Origin of the sequence: Cohnella sp. SGD-V74 (assembly GCF_003001675.1) — a bacterium.
Taxonomy (GTDB): Bacteria; Bacillota; Bacilli; order Paenibacillales; family Paenibacillaceae; genus Cohnella.
Genome location: NZ_PVYW01000009.1, coordinates 254,640 through 276,805, shown reverse-complemented (window position 1 = coordinate 276,805; position 22,166 = coordinate 254,640). Strand labels below are relative to the sequence as shown.

Sequence of the window (22,166 nt, the reverse complement as noted above, 5' to 3'; positions counted from 1 at the left end):
CGCGCAAAGGGGAATCCTAACCGTAAATTTCCAAGACAGGAGCGATCGCCCATGCATGAGAAAAAAGACGAAGCGGCCCGTCCGGCGGACGAAAACGCGAAGCAGCGCCAACTTGATCATTACCGGGTTCACGACGAAGGGCAGCCGCTGACGACGAATCAAGGGTTGAAGGTGGAGGATGACGAGCACTCTTTGAAAATCGGTCCGAGAGGGCCGACGATTATGGAGGATTTTCATTTTCGGGAGAAAATGACGCACTTTGATCACGAGCGGATACCCGAAAGGGTCGTTCATGCGAGAGGCTTCGGCGCGCACGGCTTCTTCGAGCTGTACGAATCTCTCGCCGAGTTCACCAAAGCCAAGTTTCTGACCGACACCTCCGCCAGAACGCCCGTCTTCGTCCGCTTCTCCACCGTCGCCGGCTCTCGCGGCTCCGCGGATACGGTGCGGGACGTGCGGGGCTTCGCCGTCAAATTTTATACCGAGGAAGGCAACTACGATCTTGTCGGCAACAATATGCCGGTATTTTTCATCCAGGACGCCGTCAAGTTTCCCGACTTCGTCCACGCGGTCAAGCCGGAACCTCCGAACGAGATTCCGCAAGCCTCTTCCGCCCACGATACGTTCTGGGATTTCGTCGTTTCGAATACGGAGACCGCCCATATGATCATGTGGGTCATGTCGGCGCGGGCGCTGCCCCGCAGTTTTCGCATGATGGAGGGGTTCGGCGTGCATACGTTCCGCTTCGTCAACGAGGCGGGCAAGGGACACTTCGTCAAGTTCCATTGGAAACCGAAGCTGGGCGTGCACTCTTTCGTCTGGGACGAGACGCAGAAGGTGGCGGGCAAGGACCCCGACTTCAACCGGAGGGATTTGTGGAACGCGATCGAGCAGGGGAACTACCCGGAGTACGAGCTGGGCGTGCAAATCCTGAAAGAGGAAGACGAGTTCAGCTTCGACTTCGACATTCTCGACTCCACGAAGCTGTGGCCGGAGGAGCTCGTCCCGGTCCGAATCGTCGGCAAGCTGACGCTTAACCGCAATACCGACAACTTCTTCGCCGAGACCGAACAGGTCGCGTTCCATGTCGGCCATATCGTTCCCGGCATCGACTTCACCAACGATCCGCTGCTGCAAGGCCGGCTGTTCTCCTACACCGATACCCAGCTATTAAGGCTCGGCGGGCCGAACTTCGCGGAAATTCCGATCAACAGGCCGATCGCGCCCGTACATAACAACCAGCGGGACGGGATGCACCGAATGACGATCAATCCGGGACAGACGAGCTATCACCGGAACAGCCTGGCCGGGGGCAGCCCGCAGCCGGTTCCTTCGAACGAAGGCGGATACCGCCATTACGAGGAGAAAGTGGACGGAAGGAAAATCAAGGCGAGGAGCGACAGCTTCGAGGACCATTACAGCCAGGCTGCCATGTTCTGGCACAGCATGTCACCGCCGGAGCAGAAGCTGATCGTCGATGCGTTCCGCTTCGAGCTTGGCAAGGTGATGTCCAAAGAGCTGCGCCAGCGCGTCGTCGACGTGTTCAGTCACGTCGCGGAAGATCTTGCCGAGCGAATCGCAGCCGGAATCGGAGCGACGGCGACCAAGGGCGTCGCCGCGCAGCCCAAGCACGTGTCCCCGGCGCTCAGTATGCTGAACACGGTCAAGTCGGCCGCGACGCGCAAAGTCGCGGTGCTCGTCGGGACCGGCTTCGCCGCGAGCGAGGTGAACGGCCTGATCTCGGCGCTGACCGGAGCGCAGGCGGCCGCGGACATCGTCAGCGCGACGCTGGCTCCGGTGCAGGCGGACGACGGGACGATGACGGAACCGCAGCAGTCGCTGCTTACGGCGGCGTCGGTGCTGTACGACGCCGTCTACGTCGCCGGCGGACGCTCCGGCGTGCAGGAGCTTCTGGCCGAAGCCGCTGCCGTCGATTTCGTCCGGGAAGCGTATCTGCACTACAAAACGATCGTCGCCGTCGGCGAGGGAGCGGAACTGCTCGCGGCCGCCAAGGCGATCCCGGCAGGCGCAACCGCCGGCAGCGCTGAGTTGCCGCCAGGCGTATTGCTTCAAGACGGAGCAGCGAACGCCGAAGCGTTCCACAGCTCCGTCATCGACGCCATCGCGCAGCACCGCCATTGGAACAGGAACGTGTAGGCTCTCCGGCGAGAGCCGCGAAGCCCGCCCTCACTCCTCTTCCACAAGGACGCGAACGGAAGCGGAGGCGCGCAGCGTTCCCAGGTTATCCGCGGTCAACGTCGCCGGGCTGACCAGCACCAGATCCTCCTCCACATCCGGCAGCTCGAACGGAATGCGAATCGTCTCGTTCGCTTCGATCTCGAAGCGATCGGTACGGAAGTCGATCCCGATCAGCGGCGCCGTCAGCCTCAGATTGAGCAGCACGACGTTGCCCGTATTGCCGAAACGGACCGTGAAGAACACCGTCTCGCCGGGACGTCCTTCCGGGCGGTTGACCGTCTCCGCGAGCACGGCGCCGGGCAGCGTCTGCGTCTCGATGAACACCGCTCCCTGCTGCAGCGGCGTCTGATCCGAGAACACCGCGACGTTGTTGCGGAACTCCGTTCCCCCGACCGCGTCGGCCGGAATCGTGAACGGCAGCGCGAACTCGCGAGATTCTCCCGGCGCCAGCGCGGCAATCCTTGTGTTGAAGCGAACGAGCAGATCGATGACGCGCACGTTCGTCAGGATGCGGTCGGAAGCGTTCGTAACCCGGATCGTCTTCGTCACCGTATCTCCGGGCTTCGCCGTCTCCGGCTGCACTTCGTTTTGGATTTCGACCAGCGTCGCGGGAAGGGCCAACAGCACGCGGGCTTCGCTCGTCGCCGGGAAAGCGTCTGCGGGCCTCTCCAGCCAGTCTACCGTCACCCGGTTGGAGAATACCGTCCCCTGCACCGCCGTTGTCGGCACGTCGAACGCGAACAACGCGATTTCCGTCTCTCCCGGCAGGATGACCGGAATGAGAATCGCCGTGCCGGTCAGCGAATCGTTAACCGTTACGTTCGTGGCCGGATTGACGCCGACGTTTTTGATTTCCACTGTATAGCGTATCGTTTCCCCCGGCGCGGTCACGTCCCGGTCGGGAAGCTTGCGCACCGTCAACGTCGTCGTCTGATCCGCTGCCGGACGGACGACGACTTTGGCTTGCGTCCGTTGAACCGGCGTCTGATCGGAGCTTACCGCGAATTCGTTCGTAATCACGCTTCCGCCCGGCGCGTCCAACGGTACGACGAACGTTCCCGCCCTCACGATCGTGCCTCCGATCGGCAGGCTCGGCACCGTCTCCCCGATGCCGAGCAGCGCGTCCTCGAGAACGATATTCGTCTGTTCGAAATCTCTCAAATTCCCTACCGTCAGCGTATAGGTGATCGTCTCTCCCGGAAGCGCGAGCGGCCGGTCCGCCGTCTTCTGCAGCGACAGACCAAAGCCGATCACCGTCACCGTCGCCTCCACGCGCTGGGTTCCCGCCTCCGCCGTCTGAACGATCAGCTCGTTGACAATGTCCGATCCGATCAGAGCGTCGGCCGGAACCGTGAACGGAATCGAACGTTCGAATCTTTCGCCTACCGCCAAATCCGGAAGCGCCTCGTCGACGCCCAGCAGCGGATCGACGATCCGGATTCCCGTAATCGGCACGTTCCCGATATTGTTCAGGACGAGCGTATACGTGTAGCTCTGTCCGGGAGAGGCGACCGTCGTGCTGACCAGCTTGCGAATGCCGATATCCGGGGAGGCGGCCACCGTCACGTCGACGCTGTCGGACACTTGCGGCGCCTGGTCGCTTGTCGCCACGGCCAAGTTCGTATACACTCTCGGCGGCACTTCCAGAGGCACGAGGAACGGAATCGTCAGCACCCTCTGCTCCCCGATCCCTAGCCTGGGAACGACCTCGTCGAAGCCGACGATGTCGTCGGTCACCTCGATGTTCGTCAGCTCCGTATTGCCCGTATTCGTCAGCGTAATCGAGAAATTGAGCGTCTCTCCGGGGAAGACGACGATCCGATCCGCGCTCTTCTCAATCTCGAGCCGCGGCGCCGGCAATACTTCGACGATCGTTCCCACCGATTCCGGCTGCGGCAAATTGTCCGCCCGAACCTCGACGACATTCGGGATCGTCAGGCCGGCTTGCGCGTTCGGGGGAATGACGAACGGCCAGTCGATAATAACGGTGCCGCCGACCGGAATGTTCGCGAACGACTGATCGAGTCCGATCGTCGGATCGAATACCCGGACGTTAAACAAGTCGACGTTGCCTTCGTTAACGATCGTGATCGTATAGACGATCGTCGCGCCGGGCACGCCCGCGCGCGGATTGGCCGTCTTCGCGATCGACAGCGCCGGATCGTTGACGACGAGCAGATGAGCTTCGGCGATAATTTCGCCCGGAAGCTGATCCGCCTTGGCGAACACGACATTGACCAAGATGCCGGACGGATGGTCGGGGGGAACGAAGAAATCGGTGTCGAAGCCGAAACCCTGGAACGGCGGCAGCTCGGGAATGACTTGAAAAAGGCCCGTCAGCGTGTCGTGGACGAAGACGTTGGATAACGGAACGGGACCGTTGCGAAGGAAGATATGAAATCGGACATGCTCGCCCGGCCGGACCTCGAAGCGGTCGGCGAACTTCTCCAGGAACAGCTCGGCGGCCTCGCCGAACTTCGTAACGAACGCGTCAATGCTGTTGCGAAAAGGCTGGACGACGCCCGGCGTCACTGGAAAATCGGCCGAGAACGTCACGCCGGTCACGTAAATGTTGTCGGACGGGTCTACCGCGATGCCGTAGCCATCGTCGCTTGCGCCGGTGCCGCCCAAATAGGTCGAATATTCGAGGAAAGATCCCGTCGGATTCAGCACGGTCACGAAAGCGTCGTTGCCTCCGAGCCGAGAGTGCTGGAACGCATCGGGCGTCACCGGATAGTCCGTCGACGTCGTCGTGCCCGTAACGAGAATCGAGCGGGCCGAGTTGATCGTCATGTCGAAAGGCGTATTGGAGCCGTTGCCGCCGATCAGCGCCGAATAGATCAGCGTCGAACCGGTCGGATTCAGCTTTGTGACGAAGATCCGGCGAATGCCCAGCGGCGTCGCGAAGGCGCCCGGAGTCACCGGGAAATCGGGCGACGTCGTCGTGCCCGTCACATAGGCGTTGCCGGCGTCGTCGATGGCGATAGCCTCCGCGTCGTCGTTAAGCGTCGAGCCGAGAATCGTGGAGTAGACGAGCGCCGTGCCGCTCGGATTCAGCTTGGTGATAAAGGCGTCGATGTCGCCCTGGAGCGAGGTCTGGTAAGCGCCGGGAGTCGTCGGAAAATCCGGCGCGACCGTCTGCCCCGCGATATAGGCGTTGCCGGACGGGTCGACGGCGATGCCGTTGCAGTTCGACGTCCCGCCCTGCCCGCCGAGATACGTGGAATACACGAGCCCCGATCCGCCGGCGTTCAGCTTCGTGACGAAGCCCGTCGGAACCTCGCCTACGTTTGTCATAATCAGCGCGCCGGGCGTCACTGGAAAATCGGACGAATCCGTCTGCCCGGCCACGTAAGCTTCGCCCGAAAAGCCGAGCGCGATCGCCAGCCCGCTGTCTCCTCCGGTTCCGCCCAGCAAGGTGGAATAGACGAGCGTACTTCCGTCTGCGCTCAGCTTGGTCACGAAGGCGTGGGCTCTGGCGGAGCTGGGCGCCGGCTGGAACGCCCCCGGCGTCGTCGGATAGTCGCTCGAAAAGGTAGTGCCCGTAATATAGACCTGGCCCGACGGATCGAGCGCGATCCCGTTGGCGATCTCCCTGCCGCTCCCCCCGATGTACGTCGAATAGATCAGCGCAGTGCCGGTGGGGTTCAGCTTCGCAACGAACAGATCTTCCTCTCCGGAGAGCCTCGACTGGAAAGCACCCGGCGTAACGGGGAAATTCGCCGAGGTCGTCGTACCCAGCACGTAGGCGTTGCCGGCATCGTCCGCCTCGATCCTTCTTCCGGTTTCGATGCCGCTGCCTCCGAGGAACGTCGAATAGAGGATGCTGGGGTCGATGACGAGCGGATGCGAACGGTCGTACAGCGTCGTCGTCTCGTAACCGATAAGCCAGCTTCCGTCCTCACGGGCATGGACGACGTATCGGCATTCCACCTCCGTCGTCCGGCCTTCGATTTCCTGATAAGCGACCGGCTTCTCGTCTATCAAGTCTCCGTGCGGCGTTCCGAGCACCAGCGAACCGTCCTCGTCAATCCGCACTTCCTCCGCCCCGGCGAAGCAAAGCCGGATGTCCCCGGCTCCGGCGCCGGGCTTCACGATCCAGTCGAACTTCAGCTTGCCCGCGCTTCCGCGGACGACGGCATCGATGCCCGGCCAGATGTCCGGATACGCCACTTCCCGATAGGCGGGCACATCGCGAAGATGATGACTCGGATCTCCGCCCTTCAAATAATGGAATCGCGCGCCGCCCTCCTTCGCCCCCTGCGGCTCGGCCGAAGGATTCGCGTCCGCGAACTTCCATTCGAGCACGACCCCTTGAGCGCCGGAAGCATCCGGCGCATCGGAACGATCCGCAGCGATCAGCGCCAGCGTCATTCGCTGCGCCTCGAATACGCATCTGAATCCTTTGCCTTGAGCGCAATAACGAACTTCAGGCTCGAATTGCCCTTCGTTCCGGACGAACAGAAGCGGCAGCGCTCCGTAGTTCAAGCCTGCTTCCTTAAGAACGGTCACATGTTTAGCTCCCTTCCAAGACATTTATCCATGTTATGAATCCAATGTCCGGAAGGTGTAACCAGACTCCGGCAACAACCGCTGCGGCGTCGGGAGATTCTATCGTTCGTGCAGCTCGGCCCGCAGCCGCTGCGCCTGGTAGCAAGCAATCTTGTCGCCCGCGATCTCGCCGGGCTGATTGGCCTCTCCCAGAATGTAGCCGCCGTACTTCATGCCGAAAAACTCGAAAATGTGCTGAAACTGCTTCACGAGAGGCAGTCCCTTCAGCCGGGGCTCGTCCCCTCCCACCGCAATCACATAGGCCGTCTTCGCTCTCATCCGCCCCCGGAACTGAGGGCGGTCTGCGTCCCTTAGCGTCTGCGACCAGCGGTCGACGAAGTTTTTCATCACGCCGGTCATCCCGTACCAATAGATCGGCGTCGCGAACACCAGAACGTCGTGCGGAAGCACCCGGTCGATAATCGCGTTATAATCGTCGTCCACTTCCCGGAAGCCTCCGGGAGCATGGCGCCGGTCTTCGATCGCCCGAATGCGATAGTCCCTCAAATAGATCCGTTCGACGGCCAGCCCCGCGACGGCTTGCTCCGCCAGCATCTCCGTATTCCCTTCGTCCCGCGTTCCGCCGTAAATGACGGCGATGGACTTGACTGATTCGCTCATCCTGCAAATTCCCCTTCCAATTGGTCGTAAAAATAGCGCAGACAGACCGTTTCAGCCCATTCTACGCATAATTTGGAAATTGTCAACAGAGGCTTCAGGGCTTTCTTCCCTTGGAAAAAAGCAACCGGCCCGGAGCAAATGAAGCTTGCCCCGAACCGGCTGCCGCCGCCGGGCTCAAAGCCCGGTTATTTCGTCACCTGCACGATAATCGTGTCGCTCGAAGTCGCGCCGCCGGCGTTCACCAGCTCGCCGCGGTACTCGTATGTGCCGATCGCCTTGCCGCTGACCGGCACGACGGCCGACTGCGCTTGCGGCGACTGCGCCGTGAGCGGCACCTCCGCGATCAGAACCTCGTTTTCGTACAGCCGATAAGTCGTACCGTTTATGCCCCACCACAGGTTCATCTGAATGTCGTAGTTGCCGTCGCCGTCCCAGTTGTTGCTCGACAGCACCGGCTTGGCCGGCAGCCCGTGCGATACGGTGACCGTCCGCGTATCGCTTGTCGTCGTGCCGAACTCGTTGATCAGCTCCGCGTAGTACACATAAGTGCCGTTCTCCTTGCCGGATATCGAAGTCACCGCAGACTGCGCTTGCGGCGCCTGATCGGCAAGAAGCTTCGTATCGATCAGCACGCCGTTCTCGTACAGCTTGTAGATCCGGCCGTTGTTGCCCCACCACAGGTTCATCGTGATGTCGTAGTCCCCGTCCATCAGGCCGGTATCGTGCCCGTTGTTATCGGACAGAACCGGCTTACCGGGAACGCCGGTGCTGCTCGACGCGATATTGCTTACCGTTGCCGTCGCCGTGCCCGCATTGCCCGCGGCGTCGACCAATTCGAAGGTGAAGCTTCCATTATACAAGAACTCGTAGCTGTCCGCGCCTTCGTTGTTCGCAATCGTCACCGCTTCGCTCGGCGTTATCGTCGCCGTCACCGTTCCCGAAGTCGGATCTGTTGTGCTGTAAGCGACCGTCGCCGTCGGCGCGGTCCGGTCGACCGACACGACCGTCTGCTTCGCTTCTTCCGCATTGCCAGCCGAATCGACGCTCCGGTATTCCAGCGTATGAACGCCGTCCGCCGAGATCGCGAACGGTCCGCTATACGCCGTCCACTCACCGCCGCCCAGACGGTATTCCGTGAAGCCGCCGCCGCTTCCCCCGATCGCCTCCAGGCTGACCGTTACCTCGGAGACATACCAGCCGTTCTCGCCGTCCGGCTGCTCCGGCTGCAGCGCAAGCGAAGTTTCCGGCGGCTGGCCGCTGCCGCCCTCATCGAACAGCTTGTCCAGGATGTAGGCGGCCCGCTTGTCCTCGGCATCGCGTTTAATCTCGAACCAGCCGTCGATATGCGCGTACAATTCGTCGATCTCTGCTGCGCTCAAGCTGTTCAGATTCGGGATCTGGCTGCCGTTCGCCTGCCCTTGCGCGATCAGCGGCAGCACGAGCGTGTTGTAGAAATTCGCGTCGTCCGCGTCGCCGTTTAACCACTCGGCCTGCAGCTCGGACACCGACGCGTTGAACGACTGCCAGGCTTGCTGGATCACGTTCTTCTGAATCGCCGTGCGCACGGCCGGCGACGGTTCTTCGATGTCGAACGTGTTAAACCGTCCAACCTGGTGCACCTTGCCTCCCCACGTGGGAGAATGCGAAGGCGACCAGCGGATCATCGCGAACTCCCAATCTTCGCCGTCAAGCGGCACGTACTTGTAAGCGGCTTTCCAAGGGATGTACAGCACGCTGCCCCAGCCCGTAGGAATCTGCTCGTTGGTCAGCACCGCGTTGCCCTTGAGCGGCAAGTTATCGCGATATTCCGTCTGCCATTCGTAATAGTTCACGGCGCTTCCGTTCGTCTCGAAAATCATTTGGTGGTACGGCAGATCGCCCAGCCCGTATTTGACGAACAGCTCGATCGAGCTGTTTTTCAACACGCCGTTCGTATCCAGCTCCTGCTCGTTCGATTGGAAGAAAATATAGACGCCGTCCTCGCGATACGCCGCGTACAGGCCGGTATCGCGCGGTCCGCCCGGCTCGATCGGCGTCTCCCACCAATACTGCACGAAGCGATTTTCCTTATAATCCGGATTGTCGAAGAAGTCGCTGTTATACCAGGCCGTCGGCGTGGATAAGTCCTCGGTCGTGTAGACGACTTCATAGCTCACCTTGGGGGCGTTCGCCTCCGCATACGCATGCGGGAAAGACGTGGCCGCAAGGAGCAGCGCCGCCAGCAGCAGCGCATATCGCTTGGCTTTTCTCAACATGGGCATACCCTCCTAGTTCCCGTTTTCCAGATCGAGCAGCTTCATGATATGGTCGATGATGCCAAGGCGAAGCAGATCCGAGTTCGTCTTGCGCTCGTCCGTCGTCTCCAGCCAGTTCAGCGCTTTGTTGGCGGCTGCGATGCGCGCCGAATTACCCGAGTTCAATGCGTCTTCAGCTACCTGCTTCAGCTTCGTCGCGTAGCGGATGTCGTCGATGCCTTCGCGGAAGCCTTCCCACGCCATCGTATCGATCACGTCCGACTGCGTCGGATAGACGAAGCCGAACGCCCGGTAGGTCGCGTCCACGTAATCCGCCCACGGGTTGACGTACTGGCTTTCGAAATACCAGATATAATTGTAGACCGCGTCGTAATTGGCCTTGTACAGCCACATGCCGTGACGCTGGCGCATCAAGTCGGGATTTTCCGGACCGGAGTGCGGGTGGGCGTAGTTCGTAATGATCTTGTCCTCGCCCATCGCGTGCCAGGCTCCCGACTTCTCGCGAGTCGGGTCTCCGACCCAGTTCAGGAAGTCCTCCTTGATCTCGAGATTGAAGTGATCGTCGTGTCCGGTCGCGAAAATTTTGGCGCCGATGTCCTCCTTGACGTATCTCCACATTTCCTGCTGCCACAGCAACCGCGGCCATTCCGCTTCGTCCCAAGCGTCGAAGTACACGTTCGTATGACCGAGCGCCTGCGTAACGATGTCGAACGCTTGCTGGGTATACGCTTTCGGCGCTACCAGCGTCTGCTCATAGGCGGCGTAGCGCTGCTCCATGAGCGCCAGGTTCTGAGGCGTCGGATTCGCTTCGTAAGCCGCTTTGGCTTGCAGGTACTGCCCCCAGATCGAATAGTCTTCGTTGGATGGGAACAGCGGGCCGACTCCGAACAGCGGATTCAAATCCATACCGGCTTCTTCCATCAGCTCCAGCTGGCGGAGATAGACTTGAGGATTATTGACGTCAATGGCGGCGTTCGTCGGCAGGTTGATGACGTTGTGCTCGACCAGATTGCGATATTGGTTGAGAAGCCTCGTCTCCGCTTTCTGCACGTCGCCGCCAAAACCCGTGAGCGCGTCCTTCATGCGGGAGTTATGATAGATCATCGTGTAGAAATCTTTGTCGAGATCGTAATACGTTTTCGGAGACGGCAGCTCGAACGGAAGCACGCGGATTTTCAGCGTGATCTGTCCGGCGGGAACCCCGTTCGCCGCAATGTCGATCGTTCCGGTGTAGATGCCTTCCGGCGTGCCGCTCGGCACCTTCGTCGTGATCCACATCTGCTTTGATTCGCCTTGCTTCAGCTCGATCGGCAGCAGCACCGGACTGTCTTCGACCGGAGCGGTGTAAGATGAGAACGCCGCCGGCGGGCTGCCGGAGATGTCCACGTACTGCGAGCCCGAGGGATAGTCGACGCGAACGGAGTTGCGCTTCGTCTGATGGTCGACCTTCACCAGGTTCTCGTCGTGAAGCAGCAGCTCGGGCGTCAGCATGTCCTTCGTATCGTCGAAGAAATAGCTCTGCCAAGCCGTACCGCCCTGATACCACGTCTTGACGACGCGCAGATCGACCGCGTCCGCCTGTATCGTTCCCGCGGTCCCTTGCAGATCGTTGGCCGTAAACGTGACCGAAGCCGCGTCTGCAAGCGGAACGAGGACGAACGAAGACGCTTCGTAATCCCCTTGAGCCGACACGACCCGAATCTGATCGGTAATCGCGCCGTCGGTCGGAATCGTATTCGGCAGCCGCTTCTCGGGGCTCAGCGCCGGAACGCCGTAGACGATAAACGGCGTATCCGTCCATACTCCGGAAGCTTGTCCCGCATCCTTCGCCAGTTGCAGCGCATATTCCAATCTTTCTTTCGTCGCCAGGCCTTCGTCATTCGACAGCCCCGGAGCAGCGATCGCGGCATCCGCGTCGCTCTTCACCTGCTGCAGGTACGCGAGCAGCTGCGGCCGGCTCGTCTGTCCGATTTCCGTGCCGAGCTTGGCGCTCAGATCGGTCAACTGCGACAGCGTCCAAGTTCCGGACGTCGAAGCGCCCGTTCCCGAATTGGCGAACGCGTTCGACGCCATCGTCAGCAGCAGACAAGCGACAAGCATGGCATACCCATAACGTTTACGCATAATCGAACTCACTCCCGTCAAATTGATGTCTTTCCCAACCCCATCCTCAACTGGGCAGCACCGCGATGTAAACGCATACAACACTAGAAACGTTTCGCGAGTTCCCTCCTCTCCCGATGTCGGCAACCTGCTTGTCACTCTAGTAAATTTTGTTTAATTCTTTCACATTATAGCATGTATTTCATATATATAAAACTATAATTTTCATGTTTATGAATACTTTTTTATATAAGGAATAGTCGGTTATGAAAATAGGACAGGAATATTCTGGATAACAAAACTCGATAGTGCTATCGACAAGTTGGCGGGAGTACGGTAATATGAGGTTATGTTTCATATTGGTGAACTAATTTCAAGAAGGGTGTTATCTGCATGGGACAACAAACGCCAAAAGTCAAGTCAGCAGACCGGGTATTGGATATATTCGAGCTCTTTACCGGCGAGAAGGATTCGTATAATCTCACGGAGATTTCCAAAGGCTTGAACATGCCGCCGAGCAGCACCTATCTGATTCTCCAGAACATGCTCCACAGGGGCTACCTGGAGACGGATCGCTCCGGCAAGCAATTCCGCATCGGCTACAAGCTGTTCACGATTCGGTCCGGCTACATGCGCAGCTCGAGCTTAACCGGAGAGTTTAATTTAATCGCGGAGAAAATCATCGACGACCTGAACGAGACGACCAGCCTGGCCATTAAGGTGGGAAGCGATCTGCTCTATATCGGGGAGAAAGTAAGCACGCAAGCGCTCCGGTTCAATCCGAACGTCGGGACGACTTTGCCGCTGCACGCCACGGCCTCCGGCAAGATCATGCTGGCCGACATGTCGATGGACGAACTGCGGGCCCTCTACCCTCACGACGAGCTGGAGAAAGTGACCGACAAGACAATCTCCACGTTCCAGGATCTGATCAAGGAGCTGAACAAAGTGCGCTCCCAAGGATTCGGCTACAACATGGGCGAGACCGTGGACGGCGTCCACTGCGTCGCGGGACCGATCCATGACGCCGACGGACGTACGGTCGCATCGGTCAGCATCTCGATTCCGGTCGTCCGGATTACCGGCGAAGTGTGGGGCAAAGTCCACGACTGGATCAAGCGGGCTTGCGAAGAACTGAGCATGAAAGTGTACGGACACCAAAACTGATCGACCTCCAGGCCAACCGGATGACCACTCTCCAGTTGGCCTGCTTCGTCCCCGGGCATCCCCTCACGCTTCCCGGTAAGCCCGCGGCGTCACACCGATCTCCCGGGTGAACACCCGGCTGAAATACAGCGGATCGTGAAAACCTACCTCCAGCGCGACGACCGATACCGGCTTGTTGCTTCCCCTTAGCAGTTGCATGGCTTTATCCAGCCTGACTTTCGTAATGTATTGCACCGGCGAGCAGCCGACGTACCTCTTGAACAGCACCGAGAAATAACTGCTGGACAGCGACACCTTGCGAGCCAGCAACTCTCGTTCCAACGATTCCTGATAGTGGTTGTTGATATAGTTGACGCAGTCCATGATCGAACGCTCGGCCGAATCGTCCTGCTGACGCTCATGCAGCTGTTCGCTGATCCGCAGCAGCAGATTGAAGAAGAGCAGCTTGGCTTGCCCGGTATATCCGCTGTTCTTCTCCGACCAGATCCGGTAGAGAAGCTGCATGTCGGAGCGGAGCCCTCTGTGATCCGTCATCGGCTCGACGAGGCCGAACGGCAGGCTTTTCTCGGACGGTTCCTCGCAGCGGGTAAGCTCTCCCTGCCATCGGACCAGCTTAAAGTCGTATTCGATCATAAAGTAGCGGAGAGGCGCCTCGGGAGCGTTGCGAATGACGAGCTTGCGCTTAAGCGGAATTTGGGCGACGATTCCTTCCGACAGCGGATATTTCTTCCCGTCCAGCTCCATGTTGCCTTGACCCTCGTACACGTAAAACAAGCTGAGCCTGCTGGTCGACTTTTTGTAGATTTGCGTCCCCTGCGTCTCCCAATGCTCCAATTTGCCATGGATAACGTTCAGAATATGCGGATAAAAACGATCAAAAAATTCGTACACGGACCTCATCTCCCGCCGTTTCACGAATATAAAATAATTTTTTAACTTTTTATCCATTACAATCCACCATTATTCCATATACCCGCCCTGTGTTTTTCTGCAAAATTGAAGTGAAGCAACGGATCGTTATTTATACAGAACGTTGTGACCAGAAACCAGGGAGGTTACAGGAATGATTCACAAGTCGCGAGTCTTCTCCGCACTGATTGCCAGCATGCTGCTTCTGACGGTGATTCTGTCGGCCTGCAGCAAGAACGAAACGGCTCCGTCCTCAAGTCCGCCGGCGTCTGAAAGCGCTTCTCCGTCGCCGTCGGCTTCCCCGTCGCCCAGTCCGTCGGAAACGCCTTCGCCGGAACCGGAGCCTGAGCCGGTGGAGCTCAGCGTATTCGGCTCAATCCCGGAAGACGCTTTCGAGTCACAGATCAATCAATGGGTGACAGCGAAACATCCGAACATCACGCTCAACTATCTCTGCTCCTGCATTCTGAACATGCCCGACCTGAAAGCCCAGAAAGATATTACGCCGGACATCTTGTTCGGAGCGGCCGAGGGCGATCTGCGGGTGCTGCTGGGCAGCAATCTGCAGACGGATTTGACGGCGCTGGCCGATTCCGGCATCGTCGACCTGAACCGCTTCGACCCGGCTTCGATCGCCACCGCCAAAAACTTCTCCGGAGGCAAGCTGTACGGCCTGCCGGAAAGCTCGAATCCGATGGTGCTGTTCTATAACAAAGACGTCTTCGACAAGTTCAACGTCCCTTATCCGACGGACGGCATGACTTGGGATCAGCTGTACGAACTCGCCAAGCAGGTCACCGGAACGAAGGACGGGGTCAAATATCGCGGCATCAGCATGTTCTACCGGTTCGCGCTGCTGAGCAACGAGTTTTCCCTGCCAATCATCGACGCCGAATCCGGCAAGGCGGTCGTGAACAACGACGGCTGGAAACGCATTTTCGACAATTTGTCCCGCTTCTACAAAATTCCCGGCAATCAGGAAGGCTACGAGCGCGATTCCGGTCTGGAGCTGAACAAATTCTACGAGCAGAAGAACATTGCCATGGTGCTCTCGCTCTCATCGAGCTACAAACGGCCCGGCTTCGAGGCGCTCAACTGGGACATGGTCGCGGCTCCGACGTTCGAGGACAACAACGGCATCGGCTTCCAGTCGCTTCCGACGATGATCTACGTTACGGACACCGCCGCAAACAAAGAAGCGGCGCTGCAAGCGGTGAACGAGCTGCTGTCCGACGAAGCCCAACTCGCCGCTTCCAAGGAAGGCAAACCGACTCACCTGCTGAACGAGGAAGTCCGCAAGGCATTCGGCGCCAACGTCCCCTTACTGGAGGGGAAAAACGTCTCGGCCATCTACTACAACAAATTCGCGCCTTCGCCGGCGATCCATCCGACGCTCACCTTGAACGCCCCTTCGATTCTCGCCTACGAGTTCGAGAAGGTGATCCTCGGAGAGCTGAGCGTGGAAGACGCCCTGAAGTCCGCCGAAGCCGAGCTCGACAAAGCGGTCGAAATGGAACTGGCCAGCAAGCAGTAACGCCAGCTTGAGAGTCAAAGCCTCAACGCCCTTGCACACCATCTGCCATTCTCGTTAACCCATCCTATTGAATGTCGGGGCCGTCCTATGAGTCATCTAGCAGATGATCATGGGATGGCCCCTATTTCTTTGCTCAATGTTCACTTTGCGGGAGACGTTACTCGATTTCTTAGAACAACGCCCTCCGACTGAGCACCATTTGGGAGGAATTACTCGATTTCTTAGAACAACACCCTCCGACTGAGCACCATTTGGGAGGAATTACTCGATTTCTTAGAACAACGCCCTCCGTCTGAGCACCATTTGGGAGGAATTACTCGACTTCTTAGAACAACGCCCTCCGTTTGAGCACCATTTGGGAGGAATTACTCGACTTCTTAGAACAACGCCCTCCGACTGAGCACCATTTGGGAGGAATTACTCGATTTCTTAGAACAACGCCCTCCGACTGAGCACCATTTGGCAGGAATTACTCGATTTCTTAGAACAATGCCCTCCGTACGAGCCTTGCCCACCTTGCCCTGCCTGCCCTACCTTGCCTCGCTTCACTCTACTCTGCCTGCCCGCCTTGCCCTGTGCCCTACCTTGCCTCGCCATACTCTACTCTGCCTTCTCACGCCCAACTCCCAAGCCAACGCAGCAAGGCGGGGAGCAAAGCCCCGCCTATTCCACCAGCCCGGTGCGCTCGATGCCTTCGGTGAACCAGCGCTGGGCGATCAGATAGACGAGCAGCGGCGGGAAGATGATGAGGAACGCGCCGGCCATCCGCGGTCCTTCCGAGATCGGGTCCTGCCCGACTCCCGCGCTGTAGTCGAGCGCTTTGTTGCCGATCAGCTCCATCTGCATCGAACTGAGCCGAAGGGATAACGGCGTAAAGTCCTTGCTCAGGAACAGCGCCGCCTCATAGCTCATGTTCCAGTACCAGACGAACGAGAACAGGAACACGACGAGGCAAGCGCCCGCGGCCAGCGGCATCATGATGCGGAAGAACAGGCGGAACGCCGAAGCCCCGTCGATCTTGGCCGCCTCCTCCAGCGCCTTCGGCTGCGACAGGAAAAACTGCCGGAAGATGATGATGAACAGCGCCCCCCGTAAGCCCTGCCCGAACAGAGCGGGCACGAGAAACACGAACGGCGTGTTGATCCACCCCAGCTCGCTGTAGATCATGTAGAGAGGAACGATCGTCAGCTGCGGCGGAACGAGGAAGGCGACGAGAATGAGGAAGAACATCAGGTTCTTCCCCGGAAACTTCAGCCTCGCCAGCGCATAGCCGGTCAGCGCGCACGTGAACACCTGGAACACGGAGCCGACGAGCGCGATCGTCATCGTATCCAGGAAGCCTTCGGGATACTTGAGTCCCTTCCATGCATCCGCGTAGTTGGCCAGGTTCAGCTCACGCGGGATCAGCCCGACGACGGGATCGATCATATCGGCCACGCTCTTGAGACTGGTCGAAATCATGTACAGAATCGGTTTGACATACAGGAAGGCAATGACCATCAGCAGCGCGAAAATGACCAGCTTGGCGATCATCCCGTCCTTCACGTTCTGGCCGAGCACCGTCATCTTCAGCTTCTGCGTCTTGCGGTGCGCGAGCGTCTCGGCGATATCGAGCTTAACTTGCTTGTACGCTTCCTCCAGCTTCATCGAAGCTCCCCCCTCCCCTTGGTCGCGCGATAGGTCAGCCACAGCGTAATGCCGAGCAGCACCAGCACGATGGCGAAGTACAGCCAAGCCATGGCGCTCGCGTAGCCGTAACCCGTCGTCGGCGAGAACATATTGTTCCGAACGATCTCCAGCACCGGATTAAACGGGAACGTAAACAGATCGACGATCGTGTACACCGCGTTCAGTCCGATAAAAGGCAGCATGCCGGGGAACGTAATTTTCCAGAAGCTCTCCCACGGCGAAGCCCCGTCCACCCTGACCGCCTCGTACACCGTCTTCGGAATCGTCTGGAAGCCGGCGATGAAGATCAGAATCTGCACCCCGGAATACCAGAGAATGATGACCGCCTTGCCGAGAATGCCGAGCAGCATGTTGGCCGTGCTCTCGTTGAAATACTGCCGCAGAATGACGTCCAGATTGTACTGCTCCATGAACGGCAGCTCGCCCGCTCCCTGCACGAACAGCTCCATAATGACCTGCCCCGTGGCGAAAATGACCGGAAGGAAGAAGAGCGCCCTCATCCATCCCCTTCCCGGAAACTTCTCATTGAGCAGCAGCGATACGAAAAAGGAGAAAATGAGAATCAGCGGGATAATGAGCAGCACTTCTTGTAAATACGTAATCAAAATAATCGGGTAAGCGTTGTTCTCGACCAGCATTCTCCGGAAATTGCTAAGGCCGACCCAAGTGTATTTGAACCCTTCGCTCGTAATAAACACCTGGTTAAAGCTGTTCCACAGCGACCATCCGATCGGAAAAGCCACGAAAGCGACGAATCCGATCATCCAGGGCAGCATGAACAGATAACCCATTCCGTATTCCTTCCAGCGAAACTGCAGAAGCTGTCTGCGCCGCGAGGTTTTCCCGCTCATTCGCTTCTCCCTCCCTCGACGCCGAATTGCTTCGTGTTATAGTCGACAGTGACCCGGGTACCGTCCTCGTAAGTCGTGACGTAGACGCCTTCCGCCGCCTTCTCGTGATCCGCGATTGGCTGGTGGAGCACGCCTGCCAGACGATCGAAACTGTCGTAGTCTTCGAGAATGCGATCCTTCCAGACCGCATACTCGGTGCTGAACAAATCCTGATAATCGGTCCCCTTCAGCACGCGGCTCTCGGCATAGGTCAGCGTGAAGGACGGAATCGCCCCGTATTCGATCGCCCGCAGCATCTCGTCCTCGTACACGTCGCGCAGATTGCCCGGCGCCGTCGAATAGGCGACCGTGCCGTGAACGGCGATCTGGTAGACAGGCACCGTCTCGTCGACGATAAAATCCCGGCTGGACGAATGCGGCAGCTCCTCGATATAGTCGGCATGCCCGAGCGCGTACTGCTCCCCGCGCTGCACGCCCGCCGTTCCGAGCTGCTCCCTGACGTAGTCCAGCAGCTCCCGGTAATAGTGCACCGTGTCCCCGCGCGTCAGCGGAGCGTTCGATCTGTAGTCGCTGAACGCGATGCTGCCCGGGCCGTCGACGTAGTGGATGCCGTCGATTCCGATCTTCTTCAGCGCGTCGACGACAAGCTTCTGCTGGCGGACCGCTTTTACCGGATTCACGATAAACGCGTCTCCCGTTCCGGACAGCACCGTGGAATCGATGCCGCGAATGCCGTCCGTCTTCTTATAGAAGGAACTGTGCGACTCGTCCTTCCAGGCCATGTAATCGTCGAACAGAACCGGGACTCCGAGCTCGCGCATGCTTTGCGCGAACCGTCTCGCCCCCTTCTCGCCGCCAAGCTCCGAGACGATCGGAAACCGCTTGTCGGTATACGTATGGCCGCTGTTCTGCCAGCCCTGATAGATGACGCTCATGTTCGCCACGCCGGCCTCGCGCAAATCCCGGACGATGCGCTCCGCCTGCTCGAACGTCGTCGCCGCCTCGTACCCGCTTCTGCCGAATTGCGGCTTGTTGCCGCCGCCGATGATCGACAGCATGAGCGGAACGCGGTCCGTCGCCGCCAGCGGAGCGCCCAGTTGTCCGCTCTCTTGCAAATAATCGCGATAGGTATGCGCCATCCCGACGTAATCGGCTTCCTCTCCGGACAGCAGACGATATTCCACCCGACGGTCTTCCGCCGTCCGCTCCTTGCGCACCGCCTTGACCGTCTCCTTCGTAATGCCGCTCACCTTGCGGCCGTATTCTTCGCGATAGCCGAAGCTGACGCCGATCGAATGATACCGCGAGCTGTTGCTCGGCGTGACCGCTTTGATCTTCGCCGTATACGCCCCTTCCTTCACGATCGCGGCGAACGCGCGATCTCCGCGCCTCAGCCCGTAGAGCGGATAGGCGATCTGCTCGCGCTGCGCCTGCATGTTCTCGTCATAGTTGACGTGCGCCGGGTCGTCCCCGTAGATCGGAAACTCGTAGCCGCTGGCGACCGAAGGCCGTTGGCGGTCGTACAGGATCAGCCCTCCCGGGCCGTCCGGCACGAACAGATAACCTTCCTCTCCGCCCGCCGGAACCGCGCCGAAGTAAGGCAGCAGCTGCAAGGAATACAGCCAGTAATCGCCCGACTCCCGAATGCCGTCCGACGGTACGGCCGCTTCCAAGCCGCGGTCGGTCACCGTGAATTGAATGACGAAGCTCAGCTTCTCCTTCTCGTACGTATAAGTCGCCTGAACGCCCGCGTCGCCGATCGGGACGTAGTCGATCGTCAGCCCTTTCGTGAGCGTGCTCAGCATCGTTCTTCTCGTCTGCCCGGCGACGACCACCTCGGCGACGAACGGAGATTGCAGATTTTCCAACAGCGCACCCTTGACCGTCTCCTGCTTGAGCTGCTCCGGCGACGGATTGCTCCGCCACTTGTACCCGCCCGTCTTGTCAAGAACGACAAGCTGGCTCGTCTTCGGCTCCAGCAGCAGCGAATACTTGGCACTGTCCCCCGCAAGGGCGAAGCCTTCGCCGTCGATACCGCCCGCCTGCCATGCGGTCCCCTCCAACACCGGAGCGAACTGCGGCACGGGGCCGGCGATTCCCATCGCCTGAAGAGAAGGAAGCTTATCCCGTCTGCCGTAGACGATCGACGCCACCGCCACGACGACGATAAGCGCGAATAGGAGCAGCAGTCTGTATTTGCCGTTTGAAGGCCATAATTTTCTAAGCACGGAAGGTCACCTCCCGGTAGATCTGCGCAATAAAGTCGTAGAAGTTGTACACCAGGCCGGATATGATCGTCGCGAATACCCAGATGACCCCGATCGTCAGCAGCGTAATGACCGCGTTCTTGATCGCCTCGGTGAAATCGAAGTTATGAATGACCTGCGTCATGACCAGGAACAGAACGATAATCCAGATCCACATCGCCTGCCGGAAGAGATCGATGATAATCCATTCCTCCAGCACGACGAAGTTGGTCAGAATCGTCGCCGGGATCGTGATGACGATGTACGGAACGATCGCGAAGGTGCTCGCCTGCAGCACTTCGCGGAATCGGCCTTCCCCGCCTTTGACCGTGCTCACCAAGTAGTTCGCGATGACCCACGTTACCCAAGGCACGATCAGGAACGCCAGGGACAGCGGAAGATTGTACTCGCCAAGATCGTAAGGATAAGCGATAAAGCCGGAAGCGAACACGGACCAGATGTGAACCGCGACCGCCAGCGCGAGCAGGAAGACGATTACCGCGACGGAAATATTGCGATCCTTCAACCGATAAAAGCCGTTGTACGGATGGAACATCAGATAGAGCGCGTCCCTCAATTCCCCGGCATACCTCCGAACGAGCGGCGGCCATGATCGCTTGCGCACGAACGCCGAGAGGCGGCGCGCTCCGAACGACACTCCCCAGATTCCGGCGACCAGCACGACGACCGCGAGCAGGAAGTTATTTTTCAACCATTCGTACCGGATGTACCAGTAAGCGTCGGAATAGCCTTCCGGATCGTTCGACTGCTTGAAGTAATCGAGCGCCGCCGCGTAGTCGCGATCGTGCAGGGCGATCTTGCCCAAGCCGTTATAGGCGATGTTGAGCATGCCGTTCTGCCGGATGACCTCTTCCCAATAAGACCGGCTGCGTTCGTAATCGCCTTCGAAGTACAAATGGGAAGCCGTCATATACGTGTCGCCGAAGCTCGTTCTCTTGAACACCTGGATCAGATTGGACGCATTGTCCGCGACCCATAGCTCGTTGGCGCTGTTGATGTCGATGCTGATGCCGTAATCGGTAATGCCCAGCTGGCGCGCTCCCTTCTGGGTCGAGCCGAAATAGAAGACGGCCTCTCCCGTCGGGTCGTAGACCGAGATGCTGATTATGTTGTTGCGGTTTAATCCGTACAGGAAGCCGTTGCGGTCGATCGCCGTATCGACGAGATTGTCCTGGTGGAACTCCTTGTTGCCGAACGCGTCGAAACCTCCGGCGTTCAGCTTCTTGATCTGTCCGTCGCTGGCCTTCCCCGAGCTGGTCGTCACCAGGAAGCCGTCGTCCGACAGCGTCGCGTTCTGGATCGGATTCGGCTGCTTGGCGATCTCGCGGGCCAGTTGCCCCTCGTTCAGCAGCGCGCGCTTCAGCCGGTCCAGCCAGCTCAGCTTCGCCTTGTTCGCGCCGAAGAAGCCGGTGAACTCGCCTTCGGGACTCATGCGCAGCAGTCCGAGGAACGTATCCTTGACGACGATATACATGACGCCCCGACGGTCGGCGACGATCTTGGTCGGCAGGAAATGATAGTCCGCCGTCAGCGCCGTCGCTTCCGGCTTCTTGAACTCGCGCAAGAAGCTTCCGTCCGGCGCGTAGAGCACGATCGACTGCCCGCCGGTATTGGCCGCGTAGATCGTCCCGTCCTCCGCGACGAACACGCCTTCCGGCTGGGTCAGCTTGCCCGGCCCTTCCTCGTGTCCGATGCTGCGCACGTATTCGCCCTTCTCGTTTAACTCCACGATGCGGTTGTTGCCCGTATCGGCGATATACACATGATCGTCATCCGCGATGTAGATGTCGCCCGGCGACGACAGCGCTCCCTCCATGCCGTTGCCGTCTATGATCCGGTCCGGCACGTAGATCGGCTGCGTGCGGATGTTGCCGGCGTTGAGATCGTTGTACCACGTATAATACGGAAGCTGGGCCGAAGCGAGCTGCGGGGCCCACAGGCCGAGCAGCAGCATGCAAGCAATCGCCTTAACGGCCAAATCTTTCCGAATGCGGCCGAACATCTGCATCCCCCCTCTCCG

12 protein-coding genes are annotated in these 22,166 nt (G+C 59.1%); 3 read left to right on the top strand and 9 right to left on the bottom strand.

Annotated features, from left to right (window positions below; translation table 11 throughout):
- Positions 1 to 51: 51 nt before the first annotated feature.
- Positions 52 to 2,157, top strand: coding sequence for a catalase (locus B0G52_RS15875; protein ID WP_094045980.1), 2,106 nt, complete (start codon positions 52 to 54; stop codon positions 2,155 to 2,157).
- Positions 2,158 to 2,187: 30 nt separating this feature from the next.
- On the opposite strand, the gene B0G52_RS15870 is transcribed toward B0G52_RS15875, so the two are convergent.
- The 4 genes from B0G52_RS15870 to B0G52_RS15855 form a co-directional block, all read right to left on the bottom strand.
- The gene (locus B0G52_RS15870) at positions 2,188 to 6,711 is read right to left on the bottom strand and encodes a DUF7948 domain-containing protein (protein ID WP_158223731.1); all 4,524 of its coding nucleotides are present in this window, start codon (positions 6,709 to 6,711) and stop codon (positions 2,188 to 2,190) included.
- 99 nt (positions 6,712 to 6,810) lie between these two features.
- Positions 6,811 to 7,371, bottom strand: a complete 561-nt coding sequence (locus tag B0G52_RS15865) for a flavodoxin family protein (RefSeq protein WP_094045976.1) — start codon at positions 7,369 to 7,371, stop codon at positions 6,811 to 6,813.
- A 185-nt stretch (positions 7,372 to 7,556) separates the two neighbouring features.
- Positions 7,557 to 9,626: an OmpL47-type beta-barrel domain-containing protein gene (locus B0G52_RS15860; protein ID WP_094045974.1), complete on the bottom strand. Its 2,070-nt coding sequence runs from the start codon at positions 9,624 to 9,626 to the stop codon at positions 7,557 to 7,559.
- Positions 9,627 to 9,638: 12 nt separating this feature from the next.
- Positions 9,639 to 11,750 (bottom strand): hypothetical protein, encoded by a 2,112-nt coding sequence (locus tag B0G52_RS15855; RefSeq protein WP_143762572.1) that lies wholly within the window; start codon positions 11,748 to 11,750, stop codon positions 9,639 to 9,641.
- 372 nt (positions 11,751 to 12,122) lie between these two features.
- Between B0G52_RS15855 and B0G52_RS15850 the strand changes: the two genes are divergently transcribed.
- Positions 12,123 to 12,896 carry an IclR family transcriptional regulator gene (locus tag B0G52_RS15850; protein WP_233162703.1) on the top strand — a complete coding sequence of 258 codons (774 nt, stop codon included), beginning with the start codon at positions 12,123 to 12,125 and terminating at the stop codon, positions 12,894 to 12,896.
- A 63-nt stretch (positions 12,897 to 12,959) separates the two neighbouring features.
- Here the strand turns inward: B0G52_RS15850 and B0G52_RS15845 are convergent, their stop codons facing one another.
- On the bottom strand, positions 12,960 to 13,787 hold the full coding sequence (locus B0G52_RS15845) for a helix-turn-helix domain-containing protein (RefSeq protein ID WP_158223730.1): 828 nt from the start codon (positions 13,785 to 13,787) through the stop codon (positions 12,960 to 12,962).
- Between the two features lie 172 nt (positions 13,788 to 13,959).
- On the opposite strand from B0G52_RS15845, the gene B0G52_RS15840 reads away from it, so the two are divergent.
- On the top strand, positions 13,960 to 15,339 hold the full coding sequence (locus B0G52_RS15840; protein WP_094045967.1) for an ABC transporter substrate-binding protein: 1,380 nt from the start codon (positions 13,960 to 13,962) through the stop codon (positions 15,337 to 15,339).
- A gap of 663 nt (positions 15,340 to 16,002) precedes the next feature.
- Here the strand turns inward: B0G52_RS15840 and B0G52_RS15835 are convergent.
- Genes B0G52_RS15835 through B0G52_RS15820 form a run of 4 tightly spaced genes read right to left on the bottom strand, consistent with a single transcriptional unit; the run spans position 16,003 to position 22,148 of the window.
- Positions 16,003 to 16,986, bottom strand: a complete 984-nt coding sequence (locus B0G52_RS15835) for a carbohydrate ABC transporter permease (protein WP_094045965.1) — start codon at positions 16,984 to 16,986, stop codon at positions 16,003 to 16,005.
- Complete coding sequence (locus B0G52_RS15830; protein ID WP_094045963.1) at positions 16,983 to 17,879, bottom strand: carbohydrate ABC transporter permease; 897 nt, start codon at positions 17,877 to 17,879, stop codon at positions 16,983 to 16,985. Before B0G52_RS15830 ends, B0G52_RS15835 begins: the two co-directional genes overlap by 4 nt.
- Positions 17,876 to 20,107: a DUF5696 domain-containing protein gene (locus B0G52_RS15825; RefSeq protein ID WP_094045961.1), complete on the bottom strand. Its 2,232-nt coding sequence runs from the start codon at positions 20,105 to 20,107 to the stop codon at positions 17,876 to 17,878. The genes B0G52_RS15830 and B0G52_RS15825 overlap by 4 nt, the downstream gene beginning before the upstream one ends.
- Complete coding sequence (locus tag B0G52_RS15820) at positions 20,100 to 22,148, bottom strand: YIP1 family protein (protein ID WP_158223729.1); 2,049 nt, start codon at positions 22,146 to 22,148, stop codon at positions 20,100 to 20,102. Before B0G52_RS15820 ends, B0G52_RS15825 begins: the two co-directional genes overlap by 8 nt.
- Positions 22,149 to 22,166 lie beyond the last annotated feature (18 nt).